The 20,250-nt window shown below is 66.0% G+C and carries 24 protein-coding genes and 1 tRNA gene; 11 read left to right on the top strand and 14 right to left on the bottom strand.

Features of this window, described 5'->3' with window-relative positions:
* Positions 1-15 precede the first annotated feature (15 nt).
* Positions 16-336, top strand: coding sequence for a hypothetical protein (locus ACZK45_RS09425; RefSeq protein WP_162292257.1), 321 nt, complete (start codon positions 16-18; stop codon positions 334-336).
* A gap of 9 nt (positions 337-345) precedes the next feature.
* Here ACZK45_RS09425 and ACZK45_RS09420 read toward each other — a convergent pair whose 3' ends face one another.
* Positions 346-1,296 (bottom strand): DMT family transporter, encoded by a 951-nt coding sequence (locus tag ACZK45_RS09420; RefSeq protein WP_049462024.1) that lies wholly within the window; start codon positions 1,294-1,296, stop codon positions 346-348.
* Positions 1,297-1,456: 160 nt separating this feature from the next.
* On the bottom strand, positions 1,457-2,155 hold the full coding sequence (locus tag ACZK45_RS09415) for a helix-turn-helix domain-containing protein (RefSeq protein WP_478445756.1): 699 nt from the start codon (positions 2,153-2,155) through the stop codon (positions 1,457-1,459).
* Between the two features lie 81 nt (positions 2,156-2,236).
* On the opposite strand from ACZK45_RS09415, the gene ACZK45_RS09410 reads away from it, so the two are divergent.
* Entirely contained in the window at positions 2,237-3,016 is a 780-nt protein-coding gene (locus ACZK45_RS09410; RefSeq protein WP_478445755.1) for a DUF6491 family protein, read from the top strand.
* On the opposite strand, the gene ACZK45_RS09405 is transcribed toward ACZK45_RS09410, so the two are convergent.
* The 3 genes from ACZK45_RS09405 to ACZK45_RS09395 all read right to left on the bottom strand — a co-directional run bounded on the left by ACZK45_RS09405 (position 3,013) and on the right by ACZK45_RS09395 (position 4,980).
* Positions 3,013-4,065, bottom strand: coding sequence for a linear amide C-N hydrolase (locus ACZK45_RS09405; RefSeq protein WP_032127421.1), 1,053 nt, complete (start codon positions 4,063-4,065; stop codon positions 3,013-3,015). The genes ACZK45_RS09410 and ACZK45_RS09405 overlap by 4 nt on opposite strands.
* Before the next feature lie 67 nt (positions 4,066-4,132).
* Positions 4,133-4,546, bottom strand: a complete 414-nt coding sequence (locus tag ACZK45_RS09400) for a DUF6691 family protein (protein ID WP_478445754.1) — start codon at positions 4,544-4,546, stop codon at positions 4,133-4,135.
* Positions 4,543-4,980, bottom strand: a complete 438-nt coding sequence (locus tag ACZK45_RS09395; RefSeq protein ID WP_253143644.1) for a YeeE/YedE family protein — start codon at positions 4,978-4,980, stop codon at positions 4,543-4,545. The genes ACZK45_RS09400 and ACZK45_RS09395 overlap by 4 nt, the downstream gene beginning before the upstream one ends.
* An 86-nt stretch (positions 4,981-5,066) precedes the next feature.
* Here ACZK45_RS09395 and ACZK45_RS09390 point away from each other — a divergent pair, with 86 nt between their 5' ends.
* Complete coding sequence (locus ACZK45_RS09390; RefSeq protein ID WP_071228893.1) at positions 5,067-5,387, top strand: ArsR/SmtB family transcription factor; 321 nt, start codon at positions 5,067-5,069, stop codon at positions 5,385-5,387.
* 3 nt (positions 5,388-5,390) lie between these two features.
* Here ACZK45_RS09390 and ACZK45_RS09385 read toward each other — a convergent pair whose 3' ends face one another.
* The 5 genes from ACZK45_RS09385 to ACZK45_RS09365 form a co-directional block, all read right to left on the bottom strand.
* Positions 5,391-5,819: a BLUF domain-containing protein gene (locus ACZK45_RS09385; protein WP_032127425.1), complete on the bottom strand. Its 429-nt coding sequence runs from the start codon at positions 5,817-5,819 to the stop codon at positions 5,391-5,393.
* 83 nt (positions 5,820-5,902) lie between these two features.
* Positions 5,903-7,036: a hybrid sensor histidine kinase/response regulator gene (locus ACZK45_RS09380; protein ID WP_253143643.1), complete on the bottom strand. Its 1,134-nt coding sequence runs from the start codon at positions 7,034-7,036 to the stop codon at positions 5,903-5,905.
* A complete protein-coding gene (locus ACZK45_RS09375) occupies positions 7,033-7,608 on the bottom strand; it encodes a chemotaxis protein CheB (protein ID WP_032127501.1) in 576 nt (191 codons plus the stop codon). The genes ACZK45_RS09380 and ACZK45_RS09375 overlap by 4 nt, the downstream gene beginning before the upstream one ends.
* Positions 7,608-8,432 carry a CheR family methyltransferase gene (locus ACZK45_RS09370; RefSeq protein WP_253143642.1) on the bottom strand — a complete coding sequence of 275 codons (825 nt, stop codon included), beginning with the start codon at positions 8,430-8,432 and terminating at the stop codon, positions 7,608-7,610. The genes ACZK45_RS09375 and ACZK45_RS09370 overlap by 1 nt, the downstream gene beginning before the upstream one ends.
* Positions 8,429-11,527 carry a response regulator gene (locus tag ACZK45_RS09365; RefSeq protein ID WP_125892854.1) on the bottom strand — a complete coding sequence of 1,033 codons (3,099 nt, stop codon included), beginning with the start codon at positions 11,525-11,527 and terminating at the stop codon, positions 8,429-8,431. The genes ACZK45_RS09370 and ACZK45_RS09365 overlap by 4 nt, the downstream gene beginning before the upstream one ends.
* A gap of 151 nt (positions 11,528-11,678) precedes the next feature.
* Here ACZK45_RS09365 and ACZK45_RS09360 point away from each other — a divergent pair, with 151 nt between their 5' ends.
* Together ACZK45_RS09360 and ACZK45_RS09355 are read left to right on the top strand one after the other, a co-directional pair.
* Positions 11,679-12,842 (top strand): two-component system sensor histidine kinase NtrB, encoded by a 1,164-nt coding sequence (locus tag ACZK45_RS09360; RefSeq protein ID WP_430541940.1) that lies wholly within the window; start codon positions 11,679-11,681, stop codon positions 12,840-12,842.
* Positions 12,832-13,191, top strand: coding sequence for a response regulator (locus ACZK45_RS09355; protein ID WP_010482617.1), 360 nt, complete (start codon positions 12,832-12,834; stop codon positions 13,189-13,191). Before ACZK45_RS09360 ends, ACZK45_RS09355 begins: the two co-directional genes overlap by 11 nt.
* Before the next feature lie 31 nt (positions 13,192-13,222).
* Here the strand turns inward: ACZK45_RS09355 and ACZK45_RS09350 are convergent, their stop codons facing one another.
* Positions 13,223-13,789: a TetR/AcrR family transcriptional regulator gene (locus ACZK45_RS09350; protein WP_107431768.1), complete on the bottom strand. Its 567-nt coding sequence runs from the start codon at positions 13,787-13,789 to the stop codon at positions 13,223-13,225.
* Positions 13,790-13,960: 171 nt separating this feature from the next.
* Between ACZK45_RS09350 and ACZK45_RS09345 the strand changes: the two genes are divergently transcribed.
* A complete protein-coding gene (locus tag ACZK45_RS09345) occupies positions 13,961-14,791 on the top strand; it encodes a universal stress protein (RefSeq protein ID WP_478445753.1) in 831 nt (276 codons plus the stop codon).
* On the opposite strand, the gene ACZK45_RS09340 is transcribed toward ACZK45_RS09345, so the two are convergent.
* Positions 14,739-15,632: a helix-turn-helix domain-containing protein gene (locus ACZK45_RS09340; RefSeq protein ID WP_478445752.1), complete on the bottom strand. Its 894-nt coding sequence runs from the start codon at positions 15,630-15,632 to the stop codon at positions 14,739-14,741. The genes ACZK45_RS09345 and ACZK45_RS09340 overlap by 53 nt on opposite strands.
* 146 nt (positions 15,633-15,778) lie before the next feature.
* On the opposite strand from ACZK45_RS09340, the gene ACZK45_RS09335 reads away from it, so the two are divergent.
* Positions 15,779-16,336 carry a GNAT family N-acetyltransferase gene (locus ACZK45_RS09335; protein WP_132809997.1) on the top strand — a complete coding sequence of 186 codons (558 nt, stop codon included), beginning with the start codon at positions 15,779-15,781 and terminating at the stop codon, positions 16,334-16,336.
* Between the two features lie 7 nt (positions 16,337-16,343).
* Here the strand turns inward: ACZK45_RS09335 and ACZK45_RS09330 are convergent, their stop codons facing one another.
* On the bottom strand, positions 16,344-16,808 hold the full coding sequence (locus tag ACZK45_RS09330; RefSeq protein WP_478445878.1) for a GNAT family N-acetyltransferase: 465 nt from the start codon (positions 16,806-16,808) through the stop codon (positions 16,344-16,346).
* A 117-nt stretch (positions 16,809-16,925) separates the two neighbouring features.
* Here ACZK45_RS09330 and ACZK45_RS09325 point away from each other — a divergent pair, with 117 nt between their 5' ends.
* On the top strand, positions 16,926-17,816 hold the full coding sequence (locus ACZK45_RS09325) for a dihydrodipicolinate synthase family protein (RefSeq protein WP_478445751.1): 891 nt from the start codon (positions 16,926-16,928) through the stop codon (positions 17,814-17,816).
* A gap of 36 nt (positions 17,817-17,852) precedes the next feature.
* Here the strand turns inward: ACZK45_RS09325 and ACZK45_RS09320 are convergent.
* Positions 17,853-17,929, bottom strand: a tRNA-Arg gene (locus ACZK45_RS09320).
* Positions 17,930-18,038: 109 nt separating this feature from the next.
* On the opposite strand from ACZK45_RS09320, the gene ACZK45_RS09315 reads away from it, so the two are divergent.
* From ACZK45_RS09315 to ACZK45_RS09305, 3 genes are all read left to right on the top strand, one after another.
* Complete coding sequence (locus tag ACZK45_RS09315; protein ID WP_478445750.1) at positions 18,039-18,623, top strand: phosphatase PAP2 family protein; 585 nt, start codon at positions 18,039-18,041, stop codon at positions 18,621-18,623.
* A gap of 115 nt (positions 18,624-18,738) precedes the next feature.
* Positions 18,739-19,059, top strand: coding sequence for a hypothetical protein (locus ACZK45_RS09310; RefSeq protein ID WP_478445749.1), 321 nt, complete (start codon positions 18,739-18,741; stop codon positions 19,057-19,059).
* 81 nt (positions 19,060-19,140) lie between these two features.
* The gene (locus tag ACZK45_RS09305; protein ID WP_154352456.1) at positions 19,141-20,250 is read left to right on the top strand and encodes a polysaccharide biosynthesis/export family protein; all 1,110 of its coding nucleotides are present in this window, start codon (positions 19,141-19,143) and stop codon (positions 20,248-20,250) included.

Here is a 20,250-nt window from a genome sequence, read left to right as displayed (position 1 = left end):
AGGAGGCCCCGTCGCATGCAGGTGTCGAGTTTCCCCGCCACCTGTATGGTGCGGGGCCGTGGTTTTCGGGAGTTACACGAAGACGACGGGCCGCACCAGGGCAGTGGTGACGGTGGTGGTGGTAATGGTGGTGGTGGCGACCGGCGCAGTCGAACGGCCCGCAGTAGCGGGGGCGATCAGGCTGGCGTGGGCGGCATCAAGAACCATGACGCACAGAAAACACCGTGCGCCGGGCCGCTGTCAAGTGCTGCGGTGCAAAAAGTCGTTGCCGCGATCATCGGCCAACGTGCCGACATTTGGTTGCATCTGAGACAAAGCGGCCATCAGTATGCTTGACGGCCGCATTCAGCCGGCATGTTCGGCGATCGCGCGGGGCGTGCGATGCGCATGCGCGCACAGCATCACGCCGGCCACCAGGAACACGATCGCCAGCGCTTCGAGCAGCGAGGGCCAGCGCTGCTGCCAGGCGAATGCGTAGAGCAACGCGAACAGGGTCTCGAACACGATCATCTGGCCGGTCAGGGTCAGCGGCAGCAGGCGGCTGGCACGGTTCCAGAACGCATTGCCAAGGATCGAGGCGACCACCGCCACACCCGCGCTGATCGCCCAGAAACCACTCCACTGCGCCGCCGTGTGCCCGCCGGTGTGGCCGATGAAGGCCATCGGCACCAGCAGTAGAGCCAGGCCGCCGGTGGTGACACCGGTCAGCAGCGACCAGTCGTGGCTGGACAGATCCGGTCGGCGCGCCAGCCAGCGGCTGTTGCCGATCGAGTACAACGCCCACGAGAACAGCGCGCCGAACGCGCACAGCAGGCCGATCAGGCGCTGCCGCCACGGTGTCGCGAGGTGCTCAGACATCAGTGCTTCCCAGCCAACCAGTGCCACGCCCAGCACGCACAGGCCCAGTGCCGGCAGCAGCTGCTTGAGCGGCACCGCGCCCTGCTCGCGCACACCGACCAGGGTCACCACCACCGGAATCAGGCCGACAATCAAGGACGCCGCCGCACCGCCGGCCCACTGCACCGCCGTCGCCAGCAGCAGGAAGTACACCAGGTTCCCGGCCAGGCTCAGCCACAACAGGCCGATCCACTCGGCGCGGCCCAGCCGTGGTGCCAGCCGCTTCCAGCGCGGCAGCAGCAGGGCTACAGCGATCAGACCGTAGACCAGATAGCGGCCGGCCGACAGTTGCAGGGCATTGAACGACTGCAGCACGGCGGGCGCGAGGAAGACCACGCCCCACAGCGCGCCAGCGGCAACGCCATTGGCGATGCCCAAGGCCATCGGGTTGTTGCGCATTCGGGTTCTTCGGGGGGAGAGAACAGGCCGCGCAGTGTAAGCGCTGGCCGCTGGGCGCTCTTGACCGAGGCTACTGCCCTCCCGCCTTTGTAGCGTCGAGCCATGCTCGACTGCCGTTCGCGAGGTGGTCGGTGCAGAAGCCGTCGAGCATGGCTCGACGCTACAGTCCGGCGTTCCTGCGCCACGCGGCGGGGGTCTGCCCACACTCACGGCGCAGCGCGCGGGTCAGTGCGCTCTGCTCGGAATAGCCTGCGGCCAGCGCGATATCACTGATCGGCGCCGTGCTGGAGCGCAGCTGGTGCTTGGCCCAACGCAACCGGCATGCACTGAGCCATGCCTGGGGGCTGAGCCCGAACTCACGCTGGAACAGCGCGTGCAACCGGCTCTCCCTGACCCCGACAGACGCGGCCATGCGCGCCACCGGCCACGCCTGGCCCGGATCGGCCTGCACTGCCGCACACAGTCCCTGCATGCGCGCGCCACTGCCGGCCGGTGCAAATACCTGCAGCAGCTGCGGCAGCAGGGCCGGCATCGGCTGCCCGTCCTGCACGCCCGCCAGGCGTTGTCGCAGCGCATGCGGCAGGTGCAGCCAGCGCTGCCGGCACAGATGCTCCTGCGTGCCGTCATCAAGCACGCCGGGAGGACAATCGACGATCACGAAACCGTTCGGGCCATCGGCCATCTGGTCATGCGCTTCGCCGGCCGCAACGAAAACCCCCTGCAGCAGGTCCAGGCGGCCACCGCGGCCTTCCATCTCGAAGTGCAGTTCGCCCTGCAGCGGCAGCACCCATTGCGCGTAGTCATGGCGGTCCAGGCCGGTGGCCTGGCCGTAGTGCCGCAGATGGAAGATGGCGCCCATCCGCGCAGTGTGCGCGTGTAGCAACGGCCGTGCAAACCGCTGCTATAGTCGAGCCGTCATCCAACGCAGGGAGTGCAGGACATGACCCATCGGCAGGTGTCACTGATGCTCGCCACCAGCCTCGGCTTGGCGCTCGCAGCTTCGGTCTCCGCACAGGAGCGTACGCCCCCGGCCCCGCACTGCATGGACGCGGTCGGCGTGCAGGAAGTGGAGCAGGCATCACCGCGCTCGATCGCACTGCGCGCCGCCTCCGGACAGGCCTATCGCATCGACTTCAGCGAGGATTGCCCCGGCGTCCGCGGTGCTACCTCGCTGAAGCTGGAAGCACCTGCCGGTTGGGCCTGTGGTCGTCCCAGCGAACGCGTCGTGGTCGACGGCCGCCGCTGCGCCGTCAGTGCGGTCACCCCGCTGCAGGATCGCGACTACGCCAGCGTCGCCCGCGACAGCGACCGCCTGCGCACGGCTACCCTGCCCGCCGTGACCATCCGCGAGCACAGGGAAATCCGCCGCAGCTTCGGCGGCTCACCGTCGTACTGCTTTGCCACCCGCAACGTGCGTGCCTGGTCATCCGACCCGCAGGGCATGCTGGTGGAGACCAATCCGCGCCGCAATGGCGGCCACCGCTACTACCGGGTCGAACTCGGCAGCCACTGCCGCCAGCTCGACCGTGCGCCGCAGCTGAGCTTCCACTCGGGCCTGCAGAACGGCCTGATCTGTGGCAATCCCGGCGATCGGATCATGACTGCCGAGTTCGAGACAGACGATCTGCGCGGTGAAAGCATCGCCCCACTGCCGCAGTACACCCGCGGCAGCTGCACGATCCAGGCGGTCTACCCGGCCTCCAGCCAGGCGTCGAACTAACCGTCGACGCCAAGGAAGGTGAACGGTGCGCTGGGCACGAACTGGCCCAGTGCATCGCCGGCAAAGGTGTTGCGCTGGTCCTTGCCAAGATCGAGCTTGAGCACCTGGCCGCCGAAATCGACCTTGTTCAGATCGACCCAGAAGGTGTTCGGGGTCAACGCCGACTCGAAGAAGTACAGCCGCCGCTTGTGATCGGCCACCGTGCGCCAGCGCGTGGATGAGATGTTCGGCTCACCCGGCGTGGTGATGCCATACGGCACCGACGCATTGCGGATCACGCTGAACACACTGGCCAGCGCCTCCACCGGATCTTCGGCCTTGGGAATGGCGTTGATGTAGAACGAGGCGCGCGCGAAACGATCGGCGGAGCGGTTGGTGCCCGGCAGCATCACCGTGCCACCGATCTGCTGCCAGTAACTGTTGAGGGCCAGCTGCTGCTCGAAGATCGGCGAGTTGGTCATCACCTGATAGCGCCGGTCATGGTGAATCACCTGGCGACCGCCGATGTACTCGACGATGGCGCTGTCGCCGGTGGCATCGGACAGCGACAGGTGCAGCGTCGCCTGGCGGTCTTCGCCCGGCACCTTGTCGGTGACGATCGAGTACGGCTCACGTTTGAGCGCCGCGACCGCCTCGTCCACGGTGGCGAAATTGTCCAGCACATACTGCGCCCACAGCGAGATCGCCAGTCCCGGCTTGTTGCCACGCTGCTGCGGATACTCCGATTCCACCAGCCACAGCAGGTTGGCCACCAGGCCCTTTTCGTTCATGCCATCGGTGGTCGACACGTCGTAGCCGGTGGCCACCACGCTGCCGTAGCGCGCAGTCCAGGCCAGCGATTTCGGACCGGCCAGGCCGGTGCGTGCGATGCCACGCGGCAACACGTAGAGGTTGGTCGCTACATCGACCTTCCAGTCCATCGAGCGCGCAGTGATCACATCGCCGTTGTCGCCCCGATACACCGCACGCGTGCAGGCCAGTGCCGGCGTGATCGCAGATGCCAGCGCCATGGCCAGCATTGCCTTTCCCTTCCACTTCATCCGTGCCATGTCGTTACGCTCCTTTCCCCGTGGTCCGTCGATCTGACCCGATCCATGGTGACACAGGGGTGAAGCCTCAGCGCACGAAGCGATCGTGCAGCCAGAAGCCCACCACCATGGCAGGCACGAACCACAGCGCTTCACGCGATGCGACAGCCAGCCCGGCGATGGCCGGTCCGGGGCAGTAACCAGCCCATCCCCAGCCGATACCGAACAGTGCAGCGCCCAGCAGCAGGCGAGCATCGACATCACGTGAATTGGGTAGCTGGAAGCGCAGCGCGAACCACGGCTGCGCGCGTCGCAGTACCCAGCGCTGCCCGACGGCACTGACCAGCAGTGCCGAGCCCAGCACCCACATCAACGTTGGATCAAAATCACCGGCCACATCGAGGAAGCCGAGTACGCGACGCGCGTCGGTCATCCCCGAAAGCGCCAGTCCCGCGCCGAACAGCGCACCCGCCGTAGCGGCGGCCACGACCGCGCGACTCATGCCAGGCCTCCGCCGTGACGGACCAGGAACGTGGTCAGCATCGCGCAGGCCATGAACACCAGCACTGCCAGCAGCGAGCGCTTCGAGCCGCGGGCCATGCCACAGACGCCATGACCACTGGTACAACCACTGCCCAGGCGCGTGCCGAAGCCCACCAGCAGGCCGGCGCCGATCAACTGCCAGGCGGGCCAGGCATCGCGCAGCAGCACACGTGGCGAGGCCTCGGGCAGCGACTGCCACCACAGCACCAGCCCCGCTGCTGCGAGCAGCCCCAACAGGAATGCCCAGCGCCAGCCACGCTCGCCTTCCGCTGCGCGCAGGCTGCCCGCAGCGATCCCGCTGATACCCGCCACGCGCCCGACAGTGGCGAGCAGCAACACCGCAGCGGCGCCGATCAGCGCTCCGCCCGCCACCGCAGTCCATGGCAGGTTCATGCCCTGCCCTCTTTCACGCCGCTCATGGGATTGCCCTTTGATTTAGATTTATCTAAATTAGACACTTCTAAACAAAAAGGTCAACCATGGCCCGCACCCCGCTCGACAGCGCCGCCATGGCCGAACACGCCGCAGAGGCTGCAACGCTGCTTAAGAGCCTGGCCCATCCTGCGCGGCTGCGCGTACTGTGCCGCCTGGTCGAAGGTGAGGCACCAGTACCGGAACTGCAGGCATTGACCGGCCTCAGCGCATCGGCGCTGTCACAGCATCTGGCGGTGCTGCGCGAACTGGATATCGTCGCGACGCGTCGCGAAGCGCAGGCCATCCACTACCGCGTGATTGAAGGGCCCGCACTGGGCGTGCTGCAGGCGCTGCATGCCGCCTACTGCGGCGGCACTTCGCGTTGACGCTCAGCCGGCGTGCAGGGCGGGCTGCACGACGTTGTCGAGCAGATCCACCGGGGTCGGCGCCGAACGATCACCTTCCAGCGCCCGGCTGAAACCCGACCAGTCGCTGGCCGACAGCTGGCGCAGCAGCGCCGCATCCACCGGCAACGCGCGCATCGACCAGTACGGAAACTGACGCTGGCCCAGGCGGCCGCGCGCCAGCTCGATGATGTCGACATGGCTGCCGGCCTGCAGGATGCGCTCGTACACCGAATCGATACCGTCCGGCGGCCCCTCGATGTACTGCAGGAATCGCCCGCCGTCATGCAGCAGCACACCGGTCACGCCCGCCATCTTGTTGAAGCGGGCGGCATCGTCGACCAGCGCCTGCAACCGTTCAGCGGAAAGATCCGGCAACGCCTGGCTGACGTAGGCGATGGCACGCAGTGGCATGGTGCTTCCTTGACAAGATGTACACCCACGGTAGCAGTTGCGGACGAGTCCGTCTCAGTGCCCGTGGATGTTTCCTGAAGAATTCAGTTTGCCGCTGCAGGCAGCCCCTCTGCGCGTCTCGGCAGCAGGGCTTCGAACACCACCTGCCCGGCCTCGTTGCGCGCTGCGATGCGCCCTCCGTGCGCGCGCACGAACTGATCGACGATGTACAGGCCCAGCCCCAGGCCCTTGCTCTGGTGGAAGCTGGCCTTGAACGGTTCGAACAGCCGCGGCAGCAGCGCGTCGTCGATCCGGCCGGCATTGCTGACCCGCAGCAGCACGCTGCGCGGATCGCGCCCGTCCACCTCCACCCTCGCCTCGCTGCCATGGGTGAGCGCGTTGCCGACCAGATTGGCGGCAACCTGGCCGAGACGGTCCAGATCGCCCTGCAGCCGCGTATCGCCGTGCATGTCCAGATGGATCCGGTCCGCGCCATGCGCGCTGCCCGCTTCGGCCACCACCGCGCGGGTCACGTCGGCCAGATCGCAGGCACTGGCCTGCAGCCGCAGGCCACCGCTGCGGATCCGCGAGAAGTCCAGCAGCTGTTCGACCATGCGTGCCATGCGCAGAGTGCTGGCCTCCAGGTACTGCAGGGTCTGCTGCGCGCCCGCATTGTCCTGCGGGATCTCCATCGCCAGCTTGTCACTGCACAGCAGGATCGCCGACAGCGGCGTGCGCAGGTCGTGGGTCAGCACCGCCGCCATTGTTTCGTTGAGCTTGAGCGCGCGTTCCAGCGCCTCGTTGCGCGCCTTCAGCAGCTGCCGCTGCTGGTACAGCTCAATGAAGACGTTGACCTTGCTCAGGATCACCTGCGGCGCCACCGGCTTGTGCAGGAAATCGACCGCACCGCTCTCGTAGCCCTTGAACACGCGCAGGGGATCATCCGGGGAGGCGGTCAGGAAGATGATCGGCACGTCGCGGCTGCGATACGAACCGCGCATCAGTTCGGCCAGTGTGAAGCCATCGATCTCCGGCATGTGCACGTCCAGCAGGGCCAGTGCCACCTCGTGCTCGAGCAGCAGCTCCAGCGCCTGCGCGCCGGAACCGGCCAGCAGCAGATTCACGCCCTCGCGCTGCAGCAGCGCCTGCATGGCCACCAGGTTCTGCGGCACGTCATCGACGATCAGCAGGTTGACCGGGGACTGCGACTGCGCAGGGTCCGGTGGCAGCAGGTTCATGCAAACAACTCCTTCAGGCGACGACACATCAGTTCAAGGGGCAGCACGGCATCGGCGCCGGCGTACTGCAGGGCGGAGGCCGGCATCATCGACGCTTCGGCTTCCTCGGGACATTGCAGCCAGGCACGGCCACCGGCACGGCGCACGGCGGCAACGCCCTCGCTTCCATCACTGCTGGCACCGGTCAGCAGCAGGGCCAATACCCGCCTGCCGAACACCGCAGCAGCGGAGTCGAACAGCGGATCGATGGCCGGACGGGAGAACAGCACCGGCGCATCCACCGACAACGCCACCGCCCCCTCGTCCTCCACCAGCAGGTGGTAATCCGGCGGCGCGAACGTCACCGTGCCCAGCTGCAACGGCTGCTTGTCTTCGGCTTCGCGCACCGGCAGCGCGCAGTACGGCGCCAGCACCTCGGCGATGCGGCTGGTGCGGTCACGCGGCAGGTGCAGCACGGCCAGTACCGGCACCTGCAGCGTCGCCGGGAGCGCACCGAGTACCGCCTGCAGGGCCGCCACGCCACCGGCAGACGCGCCGATCACCAGCACGGCAGGACGCGCCGGCAGCGCCATCAGGCCACCTTCCGGTACAGGCGTTGCTCGCGCGAACAGACCTCGAAGGCGTCATGGTGGCACCCGAACTGCAGCGATTCCTTGCTGCCAAGACCGAGGAAGCCCCGGTGCACCAGCGCTTCGCGGAACAGACCGACAGCGCGGTCCTGCAGATCGCGGTTGAAATAGATCAGCACGTTGCGGCACGACACCAGGTGTACTTCGGAGAACACGGTATCGGTGGCCAGGCTGTGGTCGGCGAACACCACGTTGCGACGCAACTGGCGGTCGAACACCGCGCCGTCGTAGGCCGTGGCGTAGTAGTCGGACAACGACGCCGTGCCACCGGCCGCCAGATAGTTGCGGCTGAACTGGGCCATCCGGTCGATGCCATAGGCGCCCGCCTCGGCGGTGGCCAACGCGGCCGGATTGATGTCAGTGGCATAGACGATGCTGCGATCAAGCAAACCTTCCTCATGCAGCAGGATCGCCAGCGACCACACTTCCTCACCGGTGCTGCAACCGGCCACCCACAGCTTCACCGAGGGATAGGTGCGCAGTACCGGCACCACCTGCTCGCGCAGTTCACGGAAGTACGCGGGATCACGGAACATCTCCGAGACCTGCACGGTGAAGAACTGCATGGCCTGGGCGAACAGCTCCGGCTCGTGCAGCAGCCGGTACTGCAGGTCGACCAGCCGTTCGCACTCATAGCGCTGCATCGCCTGGCGCATGCGCCGGCGCAGCGACGACACCGCATAGCTGCGGAAATCGTAGTGGTAGCGCTGGTACAGCGCCTCCAGCAGGACCTTCAGCTCCAGGTCGAACAACGCCTGTTCGTTCATTGCCGCGAGCACCAGACCCGGCACAGCGAGACCAGCTTGTCGACGTCGATGGGTTTGGCGATGTAGTCGTTGGCACCGGCCTGCAGGCACCGCTCGCGGTCATCGGGCATGGCCTTGGCAGTCAGCGCGATGATCGGCAGGTCCTGCAGGTGACGCTGCGCGCGGATCTCGCGCATCGCGGCCAGGCCGTCCTTCTCCGGCATCATGATGTCCATCAGCACCAGGTCGACCTCGCGCTCGGCCAGGCGATCCACCGCTTCCTGGCCGTTGCGCGCGATCTCCAGCGTCACGCCCAGCGGCTCAAGCACGCTGGACAGCGCGAAGATGTTGCGCACGTCATCCTCGGCCAGCAAAACAGTACGGCCATCGAGCACGGTGTCGCGACGGCGGGCCTCGCGCAGCAGGCGCTGCTGGTCGGTGGGCAGGCTGGCTTCCACGCTGTGCAGGAACAGGGTGACCTCATCCAGCAGGCGTTCGGGCGAACGCGCGCCCTTGATGATGATGCTCTTCGAATAGCGGCGCAGGCGCTGCTCTTCCTCGCGGCCGAGCGCGCGACCGGTATAGACGATCACCGGCGGGAAGCCGACATCATCATTGCCGGCCATGTGCTCGAGCAGGTCGTAGCCGCTGCCGTCGGGCAGCGACAGGTCCATCACCATGCAGTCGAAGGTAACCGTGCTGAGCTGCTCCAGCGCGCCGGCCAGCGTTCCCACTGCAACGATCTGCAGCTGATCACGGCCCAGCAGCAGTTCCAGGTTGTGGCGCAGCTCGCTGTCGTCCTCGACGATCAGCAGGCGCCGCACGTCGCGCTGGCTGGTCTGTTCCAGCTGTTCGATGGCCGTCACCAGCCGCTCGCGCGTGGTCGGCTTGATCGCGAAACCAATCGCACCCAGCTCGCGCGCCACCTGGCTGCGGTCCATCGCCGAAACCACGTGCACCGGGATATGCCGGGTATCGGGGTTGCGCTTCAGGCGCTCCAGCACGCTCAGGCCGGACACGTCCGGCAGGCCGATATCGAGCAGGATGCCGTTCGGGCGCAGTTCGCTGGCCAGGGTCAGCGCCTCTTCGGCGGTCCCGGCCACCACGCAGTCGAAGTCCAGTTCATGGGCCAGGGCCACAAGCGCTTCGGCGAACGTGGCGTCGTCCTCGACGGCCAGGATCAAGCGGCCGGCGCGTTGGCGACGGCCGCGGTCATCGGCCACGCTGGCGGTGATGGGCGCCACGGATGCAACGGTCGGTGCGACAGGGGTGCGCGCAGCGATCGGCGGCGCAGGTGCTATTGAGGCGGCGGCAGGCACTTCGCCCGGTTCCGAAACCGGCGCGCCCTGCAACGGCAGTTCCAGGATGAAGCAGCTGCCGCGACCCGGTTCACTGTCGACCTGGATGCTGCCACCCATGCGCTCGGCCAGATCGCGCGAGATCGACAGGCCCAGGCCGGTGCCACCGTAGCGGCGGCGGGTGCTGCCATCGGCCTGTCGGAAGGCTTCGAAGATGACCTGCAGCTGCTCGCGGGCAATGCCGATACCGCTGTCGCAGACCTCGAAACGGATGCGTCCTTGACCGCCCGCACGCACGTGCAGGCTGACCTTGCCATGCTCGGTGAACTTCACCGCATTGGCCAGCAGGTTCTTCAGGATCTGCTGCAGGCGCTGGCTGTCGACCACCAGCTGGCTGGGGGCCAGCGCATCGGCCTCGATCTGCAGGGCCAGGCCCTTCTGCCGCGCCATCGGCTCGAAGGTCTCACGCAGGCGCTGCAGTACGCTGCCCGTCACCACCACTTCATCGGCCAGCTCGACGTGGCCGGCCTCGATGCGCGACAAGTCCAGGATGTCATTGATCAGCGCCAGCAGATCGTTGTTGGACGACAGGATCGCGCGCGCATACTTCACCTGTTCTTCGGTGAGCGTGCCGTCCTTGTTGTCGGCCAGCAGCTTGGCCAGGATCAGCGAGCTGTTCAGCGGCGTGCGCAGTTCATGCGACATGTTGGCCAGGAACTCGGACTTGTAGCGCGAAGTGGCGGCCAGTTCGTTGCTGTTGCGCACCAGCTGGCTCTGCGCGACCAGCAGCGCCTGCTTCTGCGCTTCCAGCTCATGGGTGCGCTCCTCCAGCTGGACGTTGCTCTGTTCCAGCTCGGCCTGCTGTTCTTCCAGATGGGTCTGCGAGTGCTGCAGGCTGCGGCTCTGCTCTTCCAGCTCCTCATTGGCCACGCGCAGCTCTTCCTGCTGGGCCTGCAGTTCCTCGCCCTGACGCTGCGATTCCTCCAGCAGCACCACCAACTGTGCGCGCAGCAGCGATGCACGCAGCGCCATGCCGATGGTCTCGCCACAGCGCTCCAGCAGCTCGACATCGAGTCGATCCTGTTCGCCGGCGCGGGTGCGTCCCAGTTCAATGATGCCCACCACCGCGCCATCGCTGCTGATCGGCGCCAGGATGCGCTCGCGCACCGGCAACCGCCCCAGGCTGGTCTGCAGCTCAAGCACCGCATCATCACCCCCATGCAGGTGGCGGATGCGCTCGTCCCGTGCCACCTGCCCGGCCACGCCTTCCTGCAATGCCAGCGACGCCGGCATACCGGACGGCAACGCCAGGCCGCCGGTCAGCTGCAGTCGCCCGCCTTCCAGGCGGTAGACGGCGGCGACGTCGGCCTGCAGCTGGGCCCCCAGGCTGGTTGCCGCCGCCTCGGCGATCTGCTCCGGCCCCAGATCACCGCGCAGGCTCATCGCCACCGCGTTCTCGGCCTCCTGCAGCCACAGCGCGCGCATCGCGTCGCGCCGCGCCTGGATGGCGCGGGAGACGATCAGCGCGATCATCAGGAACGCACACCCGCCAATGCTGCGGTTGACGAACGAGAACGCCGAGTTGGAGCTGGCCGGGGCAACGTTGTAGCCGATGATCAACAGGATGCAGGCGACGACGGCCACGATGAACGGCGCGCGTGCACTGCGCTGGAACAGCGTGACGCCAACAGCGAGGAAGTACGCCAGCCAGACGGCGTAGCCCAGCGGAACCACCAGTTCCAACGCAATGGTCGCTGCCAGCAGTACGGCGGAGGTCATCCAGATCCAGCGGTCACGCGTAGTCGCACCAGGACGCATGCAGGTCGGTTCCAGAGCACAAAGGGTGGGTGATGGTACTCCGTGTCGTATTCAGCCGCACAGGACCATTGGCACGTGCCGCGCCTGCACGCACTCTTCACACTGCACTGCCTAGCTTCACGTCCCTTCCAGGGGTAATGCTCATTTCCACGTGGACGCAGCTGCTTCTACGACTTCCGTGCTGACGGACCCTTCCCGCCAACTGCGACTGCTGATCGACAGCGTGCGCGACCATGCGCTGTACCTGCTTGATCCTGATGGCATCGTCTGCAGCTGGAACCCGGGCGCGGAGCGCATCAAGGGCTATTCAGCCGGTGAAGTGGTCGGCACGCACTTTGGCCGTTTCTATCTGGCTGCCGATCGCGAAGCCGGGGAACCGCAGCGCCTGCTCCGCCTCGCAGCGCAGCAGGGCCACGTTGCCAGTGAAGGCTGGCGGGTGCGCCGCGATGGCTCGTCTTTCCGTGCCAGCGTGGTCATCGAGCCGGTCGTCGAAGCAGGCGAGCTGCTCGGCTTCGTCAAAATCACCCGCGACATCACCGAGCAGTGGCAGGCACAGCGGCTGCTGCGTGATGCCCAGCGTGCGCTGCGCAATACCCAACAGTTCGAGACCGTCGGCCGCCTCAGCCGCGGGCTGTCGCACGAGTTCAACAATCTGTTGACCACCATCGGCAACGCCCTGGACCTGCTGTCCCTGCGCGTGAACGGTGACGATGCACGCGCCGCCGAGCTGCTTGATGCGGCGCAGACCGCGACCGATCGTGGTGCGCTGCTGACCCGCCAGCTGCTGGCCTTCAGCACCGGCCAGACCCTGATCCGCGAACCACTGGATATCAATGCGCTGATACGGCAGTGGCTGCCGGACCTGCAACGCGCCTGCCCGCCCACGGTGGTGCTGGATGCCCAGCTGGCGCCCGGCCTGCCTGCGATCAACACCGATGCGCTGCAGCTGCAGACAGCGCTGGCCAATCTGGTCGCCAATGCCGCGGATGCTACCCTTGAAGGCGGCCGCATCCTGATCGGCACCGCGCTGGAGCATCGCCTCGACCCGGATGCGGACTCCACGCTGCAACGTGGCTATGTCACCCTCAGCGTCTGCGATGAGGGCCACGGGATGGCGGCCGACATCGCCGAACGGGCGACCGAGCCGTTCTTCACCACCAAGGACATCGGCAAAGGCAGCGGCCTGGGCCTGAGCCAGGTGTTCGGATTCACTACCCAGAGCGGCGGCTTCGTCGACGTGTCCACCACTCCCGGTGTCGGCACCACGGTCAGCCTGCTGCTCCCCGCAATGGAGGACCCTGCCGATGACCGATGACCCGATCCGCGTATTGATGGTGGAAGACCAGACCGATCTGCGTGAAATGATCGGCCTGGCCCTGCGCGACCTCGGCATCGACGTGGCCACGACCGCCGATGCGCACGAGGCCGCCGCCCTGCTGAAGGGCGAAGCGCGTTTCGACGTGGTGTTCAGCGACGTCAGCATGCCCAACGGCATGTCCGGCATCGAGCTGAGCGAGCACGTGGCACGCGAGCAGCCGCAGGCACGGATGATCCTGTCGTCCGGTTATGCGCGCTCGCAACTGCCGCCCCTGCCGGAACAGGTGGAATTCCTGCCCAAGCCGTATCGGCTGCGCCAGTTGGTGCAGTTGTTGAAGCAGGCGTAATCCACGTTGCCCCGGCAGCAGGGCGCTGCGGTCAACCCTTCATCGCTCCCCGCTGGAACGAAGCCAGCAGCGTAGAGGCTGCCGCTGCCGGCGCCAGCCGACCGCGCGCCAGTGACCAGGTGATGCCGTAGAAGCAGGTCCAGTAGAAGTCCGCGAGCCACACTGCGGTGAAACCGACGTTGAACTCTCCGGCCGCCTGACCTCGCAGGAAAAAGGCCTCGAAGCGCTCGCCGATCGGCGCCCAGCGCTCCGGCAGCAGATGCAGGTCACCCTGGCGCTGCTGCTCTTCCATCATCCGCGCGAACAGCAGCGTCACCAGCTCCCAGTCCGCCAGCAGCGTGGCGGTGACCTGCTCCAGCACGTGGCGCGCATCACCGCCCTCATCGAACCAGACCGCCGCCGCTTCCACGCGCTCGAAGCCGGCCGCGAACAGTGCCTCGTCGATCGCCTCCCGGGTGGGCGCAAACCGGTACAGGGTCGCGCGGCTGATACCGGCCCCGCGCGCGAGTTCGCTGAGGGTGCAGCGTGGATGGCTGACCAGGGTGGCCGCCAGCGCATGGGGCAGGTCGCGGCGGGTGCGTGCTGCGGCAGGTCGCATGAAAGCGCTGAGGTATGGGTTCGCCCTCACGCTAGCATGAATAACCAATTAATAAACTGAATCAAAGATGATTCATTCGGATCACCGATGCGCTAAAACAGGGATGCGTCCGGTGCACCCGGGTCGGTGCACGGCAGGGAACGCGTCACAGGCATCGAAGGAGACAACGCCATGCTGCATCCACTACGCGATATCGCTGTGTTGTTCGACGCCAGCGACACCGGGGACCGCGTTCTCAACATCGCCGCCCATCTGGCGCAGGCACAGCAGGCCCATCTGGTCGCGGTCTCCACCGCCCAGCATCCCACCGACATCGCCAACGGTTTCGCACGCGGTGCCGGCATTGCCGCCGCACTCGACCACGAGGCGCGCGCGGATGCCGCCTGCACCGCGCAGCTGATGCAGAACCTGCGTGCCGTGTCCGAGCCACTGCAGATCAGCAACGAACTGCGCATCGTCTCGGACTATCTGGGCGGCGCCGACCTGGCCCTGCAGTCGCTGTACTGCGACCTGATCATCGCCGGCTATCCGCGTACTCCCGGCGCCCCTTCTGGCTGGCACCCGCTGGGAACGCTGCGCCAGACCGGCGTGCCGATGCTGCTGGTACCACCACATTGGCAAGGCGACCAGGTCGGCCATCGCATCGTGGTGGCGTGGAATGCCAGCAAGCAGGCACGCCGTGCGGTAGCCGATGCGTTGCCGCTGCTCGCACGTGCGAAAGCGGTGCACCTGCTGATGGTCGACACGCCCAAGGCCGAGGCCACACCTGGCGCCGAGATGGCCCAGCACCTGGCGCGGCACGGCGTCGAAGTAGAGATCCAGGCGATCAGTTCAAGCCAGGGCGGCGTTGCCGCGACCATCCGCCAGCACGTGCTCGATGCCGACGCCGACCTGCTGGTGCTGGGCCCCTACAGCCGCAGCCGGGTGGTCGAGCGTGTGCTCGGCGGGGTCACCGAGGATCTGCTGGCCGAAGTACCGGCGCCCTTGTTCGTTTCGCACTAGTACCGCCCTGCCCTGCCCGGCGATAGCCGGTCAGCGACTGCCCGGTGTGCCGCCGGAAGTAGCGGCACAGGTAGGATGCATCCTCGAAGCACAGGCGCTCGGCGATGCGACCGATCGGCAATTCGCTGTAGGTCAGCAGCGCTTTGATTTCCAGCACCACCTGGCGATCAATCAACGCCTTTGGCGTTTCGTCGAAGCACTCGCGGGTCAGCTGCGAAAGATAGAACGGGGTGATGCACAGCGCGTCGGCATAGGACTGCACGTCGCGCTGGCGCGTGCTGCGCTCACCGACCAGTTCCCAGAAATTCCAGGCCAAGCGCTCGCGTCGGCTGACCTGCGCCACGGCCACACTGCGCGCCGGCAACAGCGTTGCGAATTTGAGGAAGAACGTCTGCAGCAGGTTGCGCAGCATCACGTGACGATAGCGGCCGCCATTGTGCTGCGCATCCATCAACTGCTGCAGCCAGCCCTGCAGCAGCGGCACGTCCAGCGGCGACGGCACGCAGTGGGGCTGATCGTGCAGGAACTTGAACAGTGCATTGGGAAGCACATAGGCCACCTCCGATGCCAGCGCCTTGGGCATCAGGCAGACCACCGCCAGAAAGCCGCGTGAGCGCTGCCGCAGCAGCGCCAGCGTGTCCTCTGCCAGCACCAGCACATCGTGCCGCTGCACCGCTACCTCGCGGAAGTTCAGTGCAAAGCGTGCGCGCCCCGATACGCATACCAGCACCGCCAGATAAGCGTGGCCGAACGACAGCGGGACGCCCTGCCCTTCGGCCAACGTACTGACCTCCAGGCGCATGGATTCGTCCTGGTCCAGGAGCTGGGGTACGCGATCCATCGGCCGATCCGGCTGTATTCCGGGCCCCAGCATACCCGGGCTCGGCCACCCGTTGTGAAAAGTACCGAAACCATCAAGGTCCCGCCCTGGGCCGATCGCGCCTGGCGACCTAGCCTGTGCACTCTCTTTGTTCCCGTGGAATTGACATGCAGCTGCACACCGAACGCTTGATCCTTCGCCCCTGGCGCGACACCGACGCTGCCGATCTGTACGAGTACGCCCGCGACCCGCGCGTGGGCCCCATCGCCGGCTGGCCGGTGCACACCAGCGTTGAGGAAAGTACCGAAATCATCCGCACCGTCTTCAACCGGCCAGAGGTCTACGCGCTGCAGAGCCGCGAGGACGGCCACGCGATCGGCTGTGTCGGCATCCTGATCGGCACCGACAGCAACTTCGAGATCAGCGATCGAGAGGGTGAGATCGCCTACTGGATCGGCGTTCCGTACTGGGGCCGCGGACTGGTGCCCGAAGCGGTGCGCGAAGTGATGCGGCACGCCTTCATGCAGCTGGAACTGGACGCACTGTGGTGCGGCTACTTCGCTGACAACCTGCAATCGCTCAGCGCACAGAGCAAATGCGGTTTCCAGCATCACCATACCGAAGTGAACAAGTTCAACAGCTTCCTCGGCGACTACCGCACCGAGCACATCAGCCGCATCACCCGCGAGCAATGGTTTGCCCTGCAGGCCACCTTGCCAGCATGAGCGAAGTTCAGGCCGACGTGCGCTGCATGAACAGAAGTTCCGGCGTCGAGGACGCATCAACCTGCTGGAAGCCGAGGTCGCGATACAGGGCCACGGCAGCGGTGTTGTCACGATAGACGCGCAACGTGAGGCGCTGCACACCGGCTTCGCGCATGGCCTGTGCACTCAAGGCCTGCATGAGCAGCCGGCCAAGGCCGCGCCCGCGTGCCAGCGGGGAAACAATGATGCGGCCCAGGTGCGCGGTGCCGGCGTCGGTCGTCCAGTACTGGCCAAAGCCCAGGCACTGGCCCTGCTCGTCCAGCAGCGCCCAGCCAGGCCTCGGCCCGAGTTCGAGCACCTGCGCGAACCGTTCCGGCGGCAAGGGGAACGGCACGCCGGGGCCCGCCCAGCGCTGGGTGACCTCGGCGGAATCAAGCCAATCGGCAATGGTGGCGTAGTGCGAAGGCTGGACGGCGCAAAGGTTTGGTTTCATGACCCGCATGGTGCGTCATTCGTGGCGATTAGACACGCTGCGTGTCGACACTTGAGTTTTGTCATAGGACAATAAACAATTCCAGGCGTCCAGCCCATTCCCCCTTCGGGAGATCCCATGTTCAAAGGCCTCAGCGCGTTTCCACTGACCCCGCTCTCTGAAGCCGGCATCGACTTTCGTGCGTTTGCCGGACTGATCGAGCGCCTGGCCGATTCCGGTGTTGATTCGATGGGCGTGCTTGGCTCCACTGGCAGCTACGCCTATCTGGAGAAGCACGAGCGCAAGCGCGTGCTGCGCGAAGCGCTCGCGCACGCCGGGGGTGTTCCGGTAATCGCCGGCATCGGTGCATTGCGTACCCGCGATGTGCTGGAACTGGCCCTGGACGCCGAGGATGCAGGTGCTGCAGGCCTGCTGCTCGCCCCCGTGTCCTACCAGCCCCTGAAGGATCACGAGGTGCAAGCGCTGTTCGAAACAGTATGCGCAGCGGTGCGCACGCCGATCTGCGTCTACGACAATCCGGGCACCACGCATTTCCGCTTTACCGATGCACTGCATGGCCGGATCGCCGCGCTGCCCAACATCGCTTCGATCAAGATTCCGCGCCTTGCTGATGATCCGGCCGATGCGGCCGCGCGTGTTACGGCATTCCGTGCGTGCGTTCCCGCACATGTGACGCTGGGCGTCAGTGGTGACGCATCTGCGGTGCGTGGACTGCTGGCGGGGTGCGATGCCTGGTATTCGGTAACCGCCGGGCTGTTCCCCGAGGTAGCGCTGCAGATCGTGCGGGCCGTGGGTAGTGGCGATGAAGAGGGTGCTATTGCCCTGTCTGCGCGGCTGGCGCCGCTGTGGTCCCTGTATGACCGGTTCGGCGGGATTCGCGTCATGGCCTGCGCGGCGGCACTGCTGGGACTGTGCGGCGAGAACTGCCTGCCGTTGCCGTTGCAGGGGCTGCGGGACGGTGAGCGCGAGGAGGTGGAGGCGGTGCTGGGTGGGCTGGGGTTGTTGTAGAAGCCCGGAGTGCGGCTGCCAGGCGCCTGCGGAAGATGGTGACCCCGGCCCGATTCGAACGGGCGACCTTCCCCTTAGGAGGGGGACGCTCTATCCAGCTGAGCTACGGGGCCATTAGCAGCGGGAAAGGATACCTCGTCTGGCTGAATGGACCAAGCGCGGGGCGTTCTGCAGGGCCCTCGGAGTAGATATGCTGGCCCGCCGCGACCCGTTGTGAACTGGATGTCCGACGTCTGGCGAACCCTCTCCGCCCTCGGCGACAGCCGCTGGCTGCTGCCGATGGCCCTGGTGCTACTGATCACCCTGCCCCGTGCAGACGCACGCCTGAAATGGCGATGGCTGCTGGCCATCGCCGTCACCGCCGGCGTCACGCTTGCCTCAAAGCTGGCCTTCATGGGCTGGGGGATTGGCATCAAGAGCGTGCACTTCACCGGTTTCTCCGGGCACGCCGCGATGTCCAGTGTCGTCTATCCGGTCGTTGGTGTACTGCTTGCCGGCCCCGGCAAGCGCGCACGGGCGATCGGCCTGGTAATCGGCGCGCTGTTGGCCACCGCCATTGCCTGGTCACGAATCCCGCTGCATGCCCATAGCCTTTCGGAAGTCATTGCCGGGCTGATGCTTGGGCTGGGCAGCGGCGCATGGGCGCTTTCCACCACAACTCCGTGCAACCGCCCCAGCGGGCGGATCGTGGCCTCTGCCGTGCTCATCGGCCTCATCCTTCCACTCTGCCTTCCAGATCTACGCACACATCAGCTGGTCACAGCGCTTGCCGAGGCCTTGGAGGGCTGCCTCGAGACCAACGACTGAAGTTGAAGACCGTCGATTTGCTTGCACAAGCCCTTCACCTTCCTTGACAGGGCAGATGACTATTCGCCACCATACGCGTGGAAAAATTTACCTCACGGAGTAGGAGACCCCGTAGATGAAGAAGATGATTGCCGCCCTGGCCCTGCTGGGTCTGTCCTCCCCGGTGTTCGCTCAGGAGGTTCCGGCAACGGAAGCCGCCGCAGAAGGCACCACCGCCGCTGTAGCGGGCACCGAGGCCGCAGGCCTGTCGACCGCCGCCATTGTCGGCACCAGCGTCATCGCCGTTGCTGCTGGCGCCGTGCTGTACAGCGTCGCCGGTGACAGCACCAGTGGCCCAAGCGATCCGGGCAGTGACCCGGGTAATCCGGAAGAGCCGGGCACCGGTGGCACCGGCGGCACGGGTGGTACTGGCGGCACTGGCGGCACTGGCCGCTGATCCAACCGTTTCCGGTTTCAAGCCCTCGCCGGGCAACTGCTTGGCGAGGGTTTTTTATGCCTGTCGAATTTTCTTACTCCCATGACCAAGAAGTTGACCTGTCTCGCGGCTGCTCTACTGGCAACCGCCACCCTGTCCGGCTGCCTGCTGGCCCCCGGCCAGCACCTGCGCCAAAGCGATGTCTCGCGCGGCCGCCAGAGCGACGACCGCCAGCTTGAGCTGATCACCATCACGCCCAAGCTCATCGCCATGGATCGAGCAACGCAGAGTGAACAGGTCCTTCCCTCGGAACTGTTTGACTACCAGCCACCGGAATACACGGTTGGTATTGGCGACATTCTGTATATCACCGTCTGGGATCATCCGGAACTGACTGTTCCCGCCGGCTCGCAGCAGCAGGGCAATCTTGCCGGACGACTGGTGCAGAGCGACGGCTCACTGTTCTACCCCTACATCGGTAAGGTTCAGGCCAAGGGCAAGACTCCGGTTGCCCTGCGCGAGGAAATCAGCCGACGACTGGCGCAGTACATCGAATCGCCCCAAGTCGACGTTTCCATCCTTACCTACGGTAGCCAGCGCGTATGGGTCACGGGCGCTGCCGAGCGCTCAGCCCCGATTGCACTTGGTACCTCGCCGCTGACTTTGGCTGACGCCATCAGTCAGGGTGGCTTGAACGTCAATCAAGCTGACCTGTCCGGCGTCCGCCTCAGCCGCGCCGGTGCCACCTATACGATCAATCTGGAAACACTGGCCACCCAGCATGGCGGCCGCCAGCTGTTCCTGAAGGACGGGGATTCAATCTTCATCCCCTACTTGGATCGAAAGGAAATTTTCGTAGTCGGTGAAGTCAATCTTCCTGGCGCCTACAGCTTCCGCACCGGCGACGTGTCACTGAACCAGGCACTCGGCCGCGCCCGCGGACTGACCCAGGAGACCTCAGCCGGTAATGCAGTCTATGTGATCCGTGGCAGCAGGGATCTGGAGTCAGTGCCTTCCACTGTCTATCAGCTCGAAGCTCGTTCACCGGCTGCCTTTGCGATTGGCAGCCAGTTCATGCTGCAGCCCGGCGACGTGGTTTTTGTTGGCGCGGCCGGCGTCACGCGCTGGAACCGCTTCGTGAACCAGCTGTTGCCATTCACGAACATCCTGTACACCGCCGCCCGCACGGAGAACGAAGTCGGGAACAAGTGA

The organism is Stenotrophomonas sp. 63632_Sma (genome assembly GCF_056482875.1).
The sequence above is the reverse complement of the archived record's forward strand: the minus strand, read 5'-3'. Positions and strand labels throughout refer to the sequence as shown.

Coding starts and splice junctions, on each gene's coding strand:
- ACZK45_RS09425 (WP_162292257.1), top strand. CDS start 16: ATGCAGGTGTCGAGTTTCCCCGCCACCTGTATGGTGCGGGGCCGTGGT.
- ACZK45_RS09420 (WP_049462024.1), bottom strand. CDS start 1,296: ATGCGCAACAACCCGATGGCCTTGGGCATCGCCAATGGCGTTGCCGCT.
- ACZK45_RS09415 (WP_478445756.1), bottom strand. CDS start 2,155: ATGGGCGCCATCTTCCATCTGCGGCACTACGGCCAGGCCACCGGCCTG.
- ACZK45_RS09410 (WP_478445755.1), top strand. CDS start 2,237: ATGACCCATCGGCAGGTGTCACTGATGCTCGCCACCAGCCTCGGCTTG.
- ACZK45_RS09405 (WP_032127421.1), bottom strand. CDS start 4,065: ATGGCACGGATGAAGTGGAAGGGAAAGGCAATGCTGGCCATGGCGCTG.
- ACZK45_RS09400 (WP_478445754.1), bottom strand. CDS start 4,546: ATGAGTCGCGCGGTCGTGGCCGCCGCTACGGCGGGTGCGCTGTTCGGC.
- ACZK45_RS09395 (WP_253143644.1), bottom strand. CDS start 4,980: ATGAACCTGCCATGGACTGCGGTGGCGGGCGGAGCGCTGATCGGCGCC.
- ACZK45_RS09390 (WP_071228893.1), top strand. CDS start 5,067: ATGGCCCGCACCCCGCTCGACAGCGCCGCCATGGCCGAACACGCCGCA.
- ACZK45_RS09385 (WP_032127425.1), bottom strand. CDS start 5,819: ATGCCACTGCGTGCCATCGCCTACGTCAGCCAGGCGTTGCCGGATCTT.
- ACZK45_RS09380 (WP_253143643.1), bottom strand. CDS start 7,036: ATGAACCTGCTGCCACCGGACCCTGCGCAGTCGCAGTCCCCGGTCAAC.
- ACZK45_RS09375 (WP_032127501.1), bottom strand. CDS start 7,608: ATGGCGCTGCCGGCGCGTCCTGCCGTGCTGGTGATCGGCGCGTCTGCC.
- ACZK45_RS09370 (WP_253143642.1), bottom strand. CDS start 8,432: ATGAACGAACAGGCGTTGTTCGACCTGGAGCTGAAGGTCCTGCTGGAG.
- ACZK45_RS09365 (WP_125892854.1), bottom strand. CDS start 11,527: ATGCGTCCTGGTGCGACTACGCGTGACCGCTGGATCTGGATGACCTCC.
- ACZK45_RS09355 (WP_010482617.1), top strand. CDS start 12,832: ATGACCGATGACCCGATCCGCGTATTGATGGTGGAAGACCAGACCGAT.
- ACZK45_RS09350 (WP_107431768.1), bottom strand. CDS start 13,789: ATGCGACCTGCCGCAGCACGCACCCGCCGCGACCTGCCCCATGCGCTG.
- ACZK45_RS09345 (WP_478445753.1), top strand. CDS start 13,961: ATGCTGCATCCACTACGCGATATCGCTGTGTTGTTCGACGCCAGCGAC.
- ACZK45_RS09340 (WP_478445752.1), bottom strand. CDS start 15,632: ATGGATCGCGTACCCCAGCTCCTGGACCAGGACGAATCCATGCGCCTG.
- ACZK45_RS09335 (WP_132809997.1), top strand. CDS start 15,779: ATGCAGCTGCACACCGAACGCTTGATCCTTCGCCCCTGGCGCGACACC.
- ACZK45_RS09330 (WP_478445878.1), bottom strand. CDS start 16,808: ATGAAACCAAACCTTTGCGCCGTCCAGCCTTCGCACTACGCCACCATT.
- ACZK45_RS09325 (WP_478445751.1), top strand. CDS start 16,926: ATGTTCAAAGGCCTCAGCGCGTTTCCACTGACCCCGCTCTCTGAAGCC.
- ACZK45_RS09315 (WP_478445750.1), top strand. CDS start 18,039: ATGTCCGACGTCTGGCGAACCCTCTCCGCCCTCGGCGACAGCCGCTGG.
- ACZK45_RS09310 (WP_478445749.1), top strand. CDS start 18,739: ATGAAGAAGATGATTGCCGCCCTGGCCCTGCTGGGTCTGTCCTCCCCG.
- ACZK45_RS09305 (WP_154352456.1), top strand. CDS start 19,141: ATGACCAAGAAGTTGACCTGTCTCGCGGCTGCTCTACTGGCAACCGCC.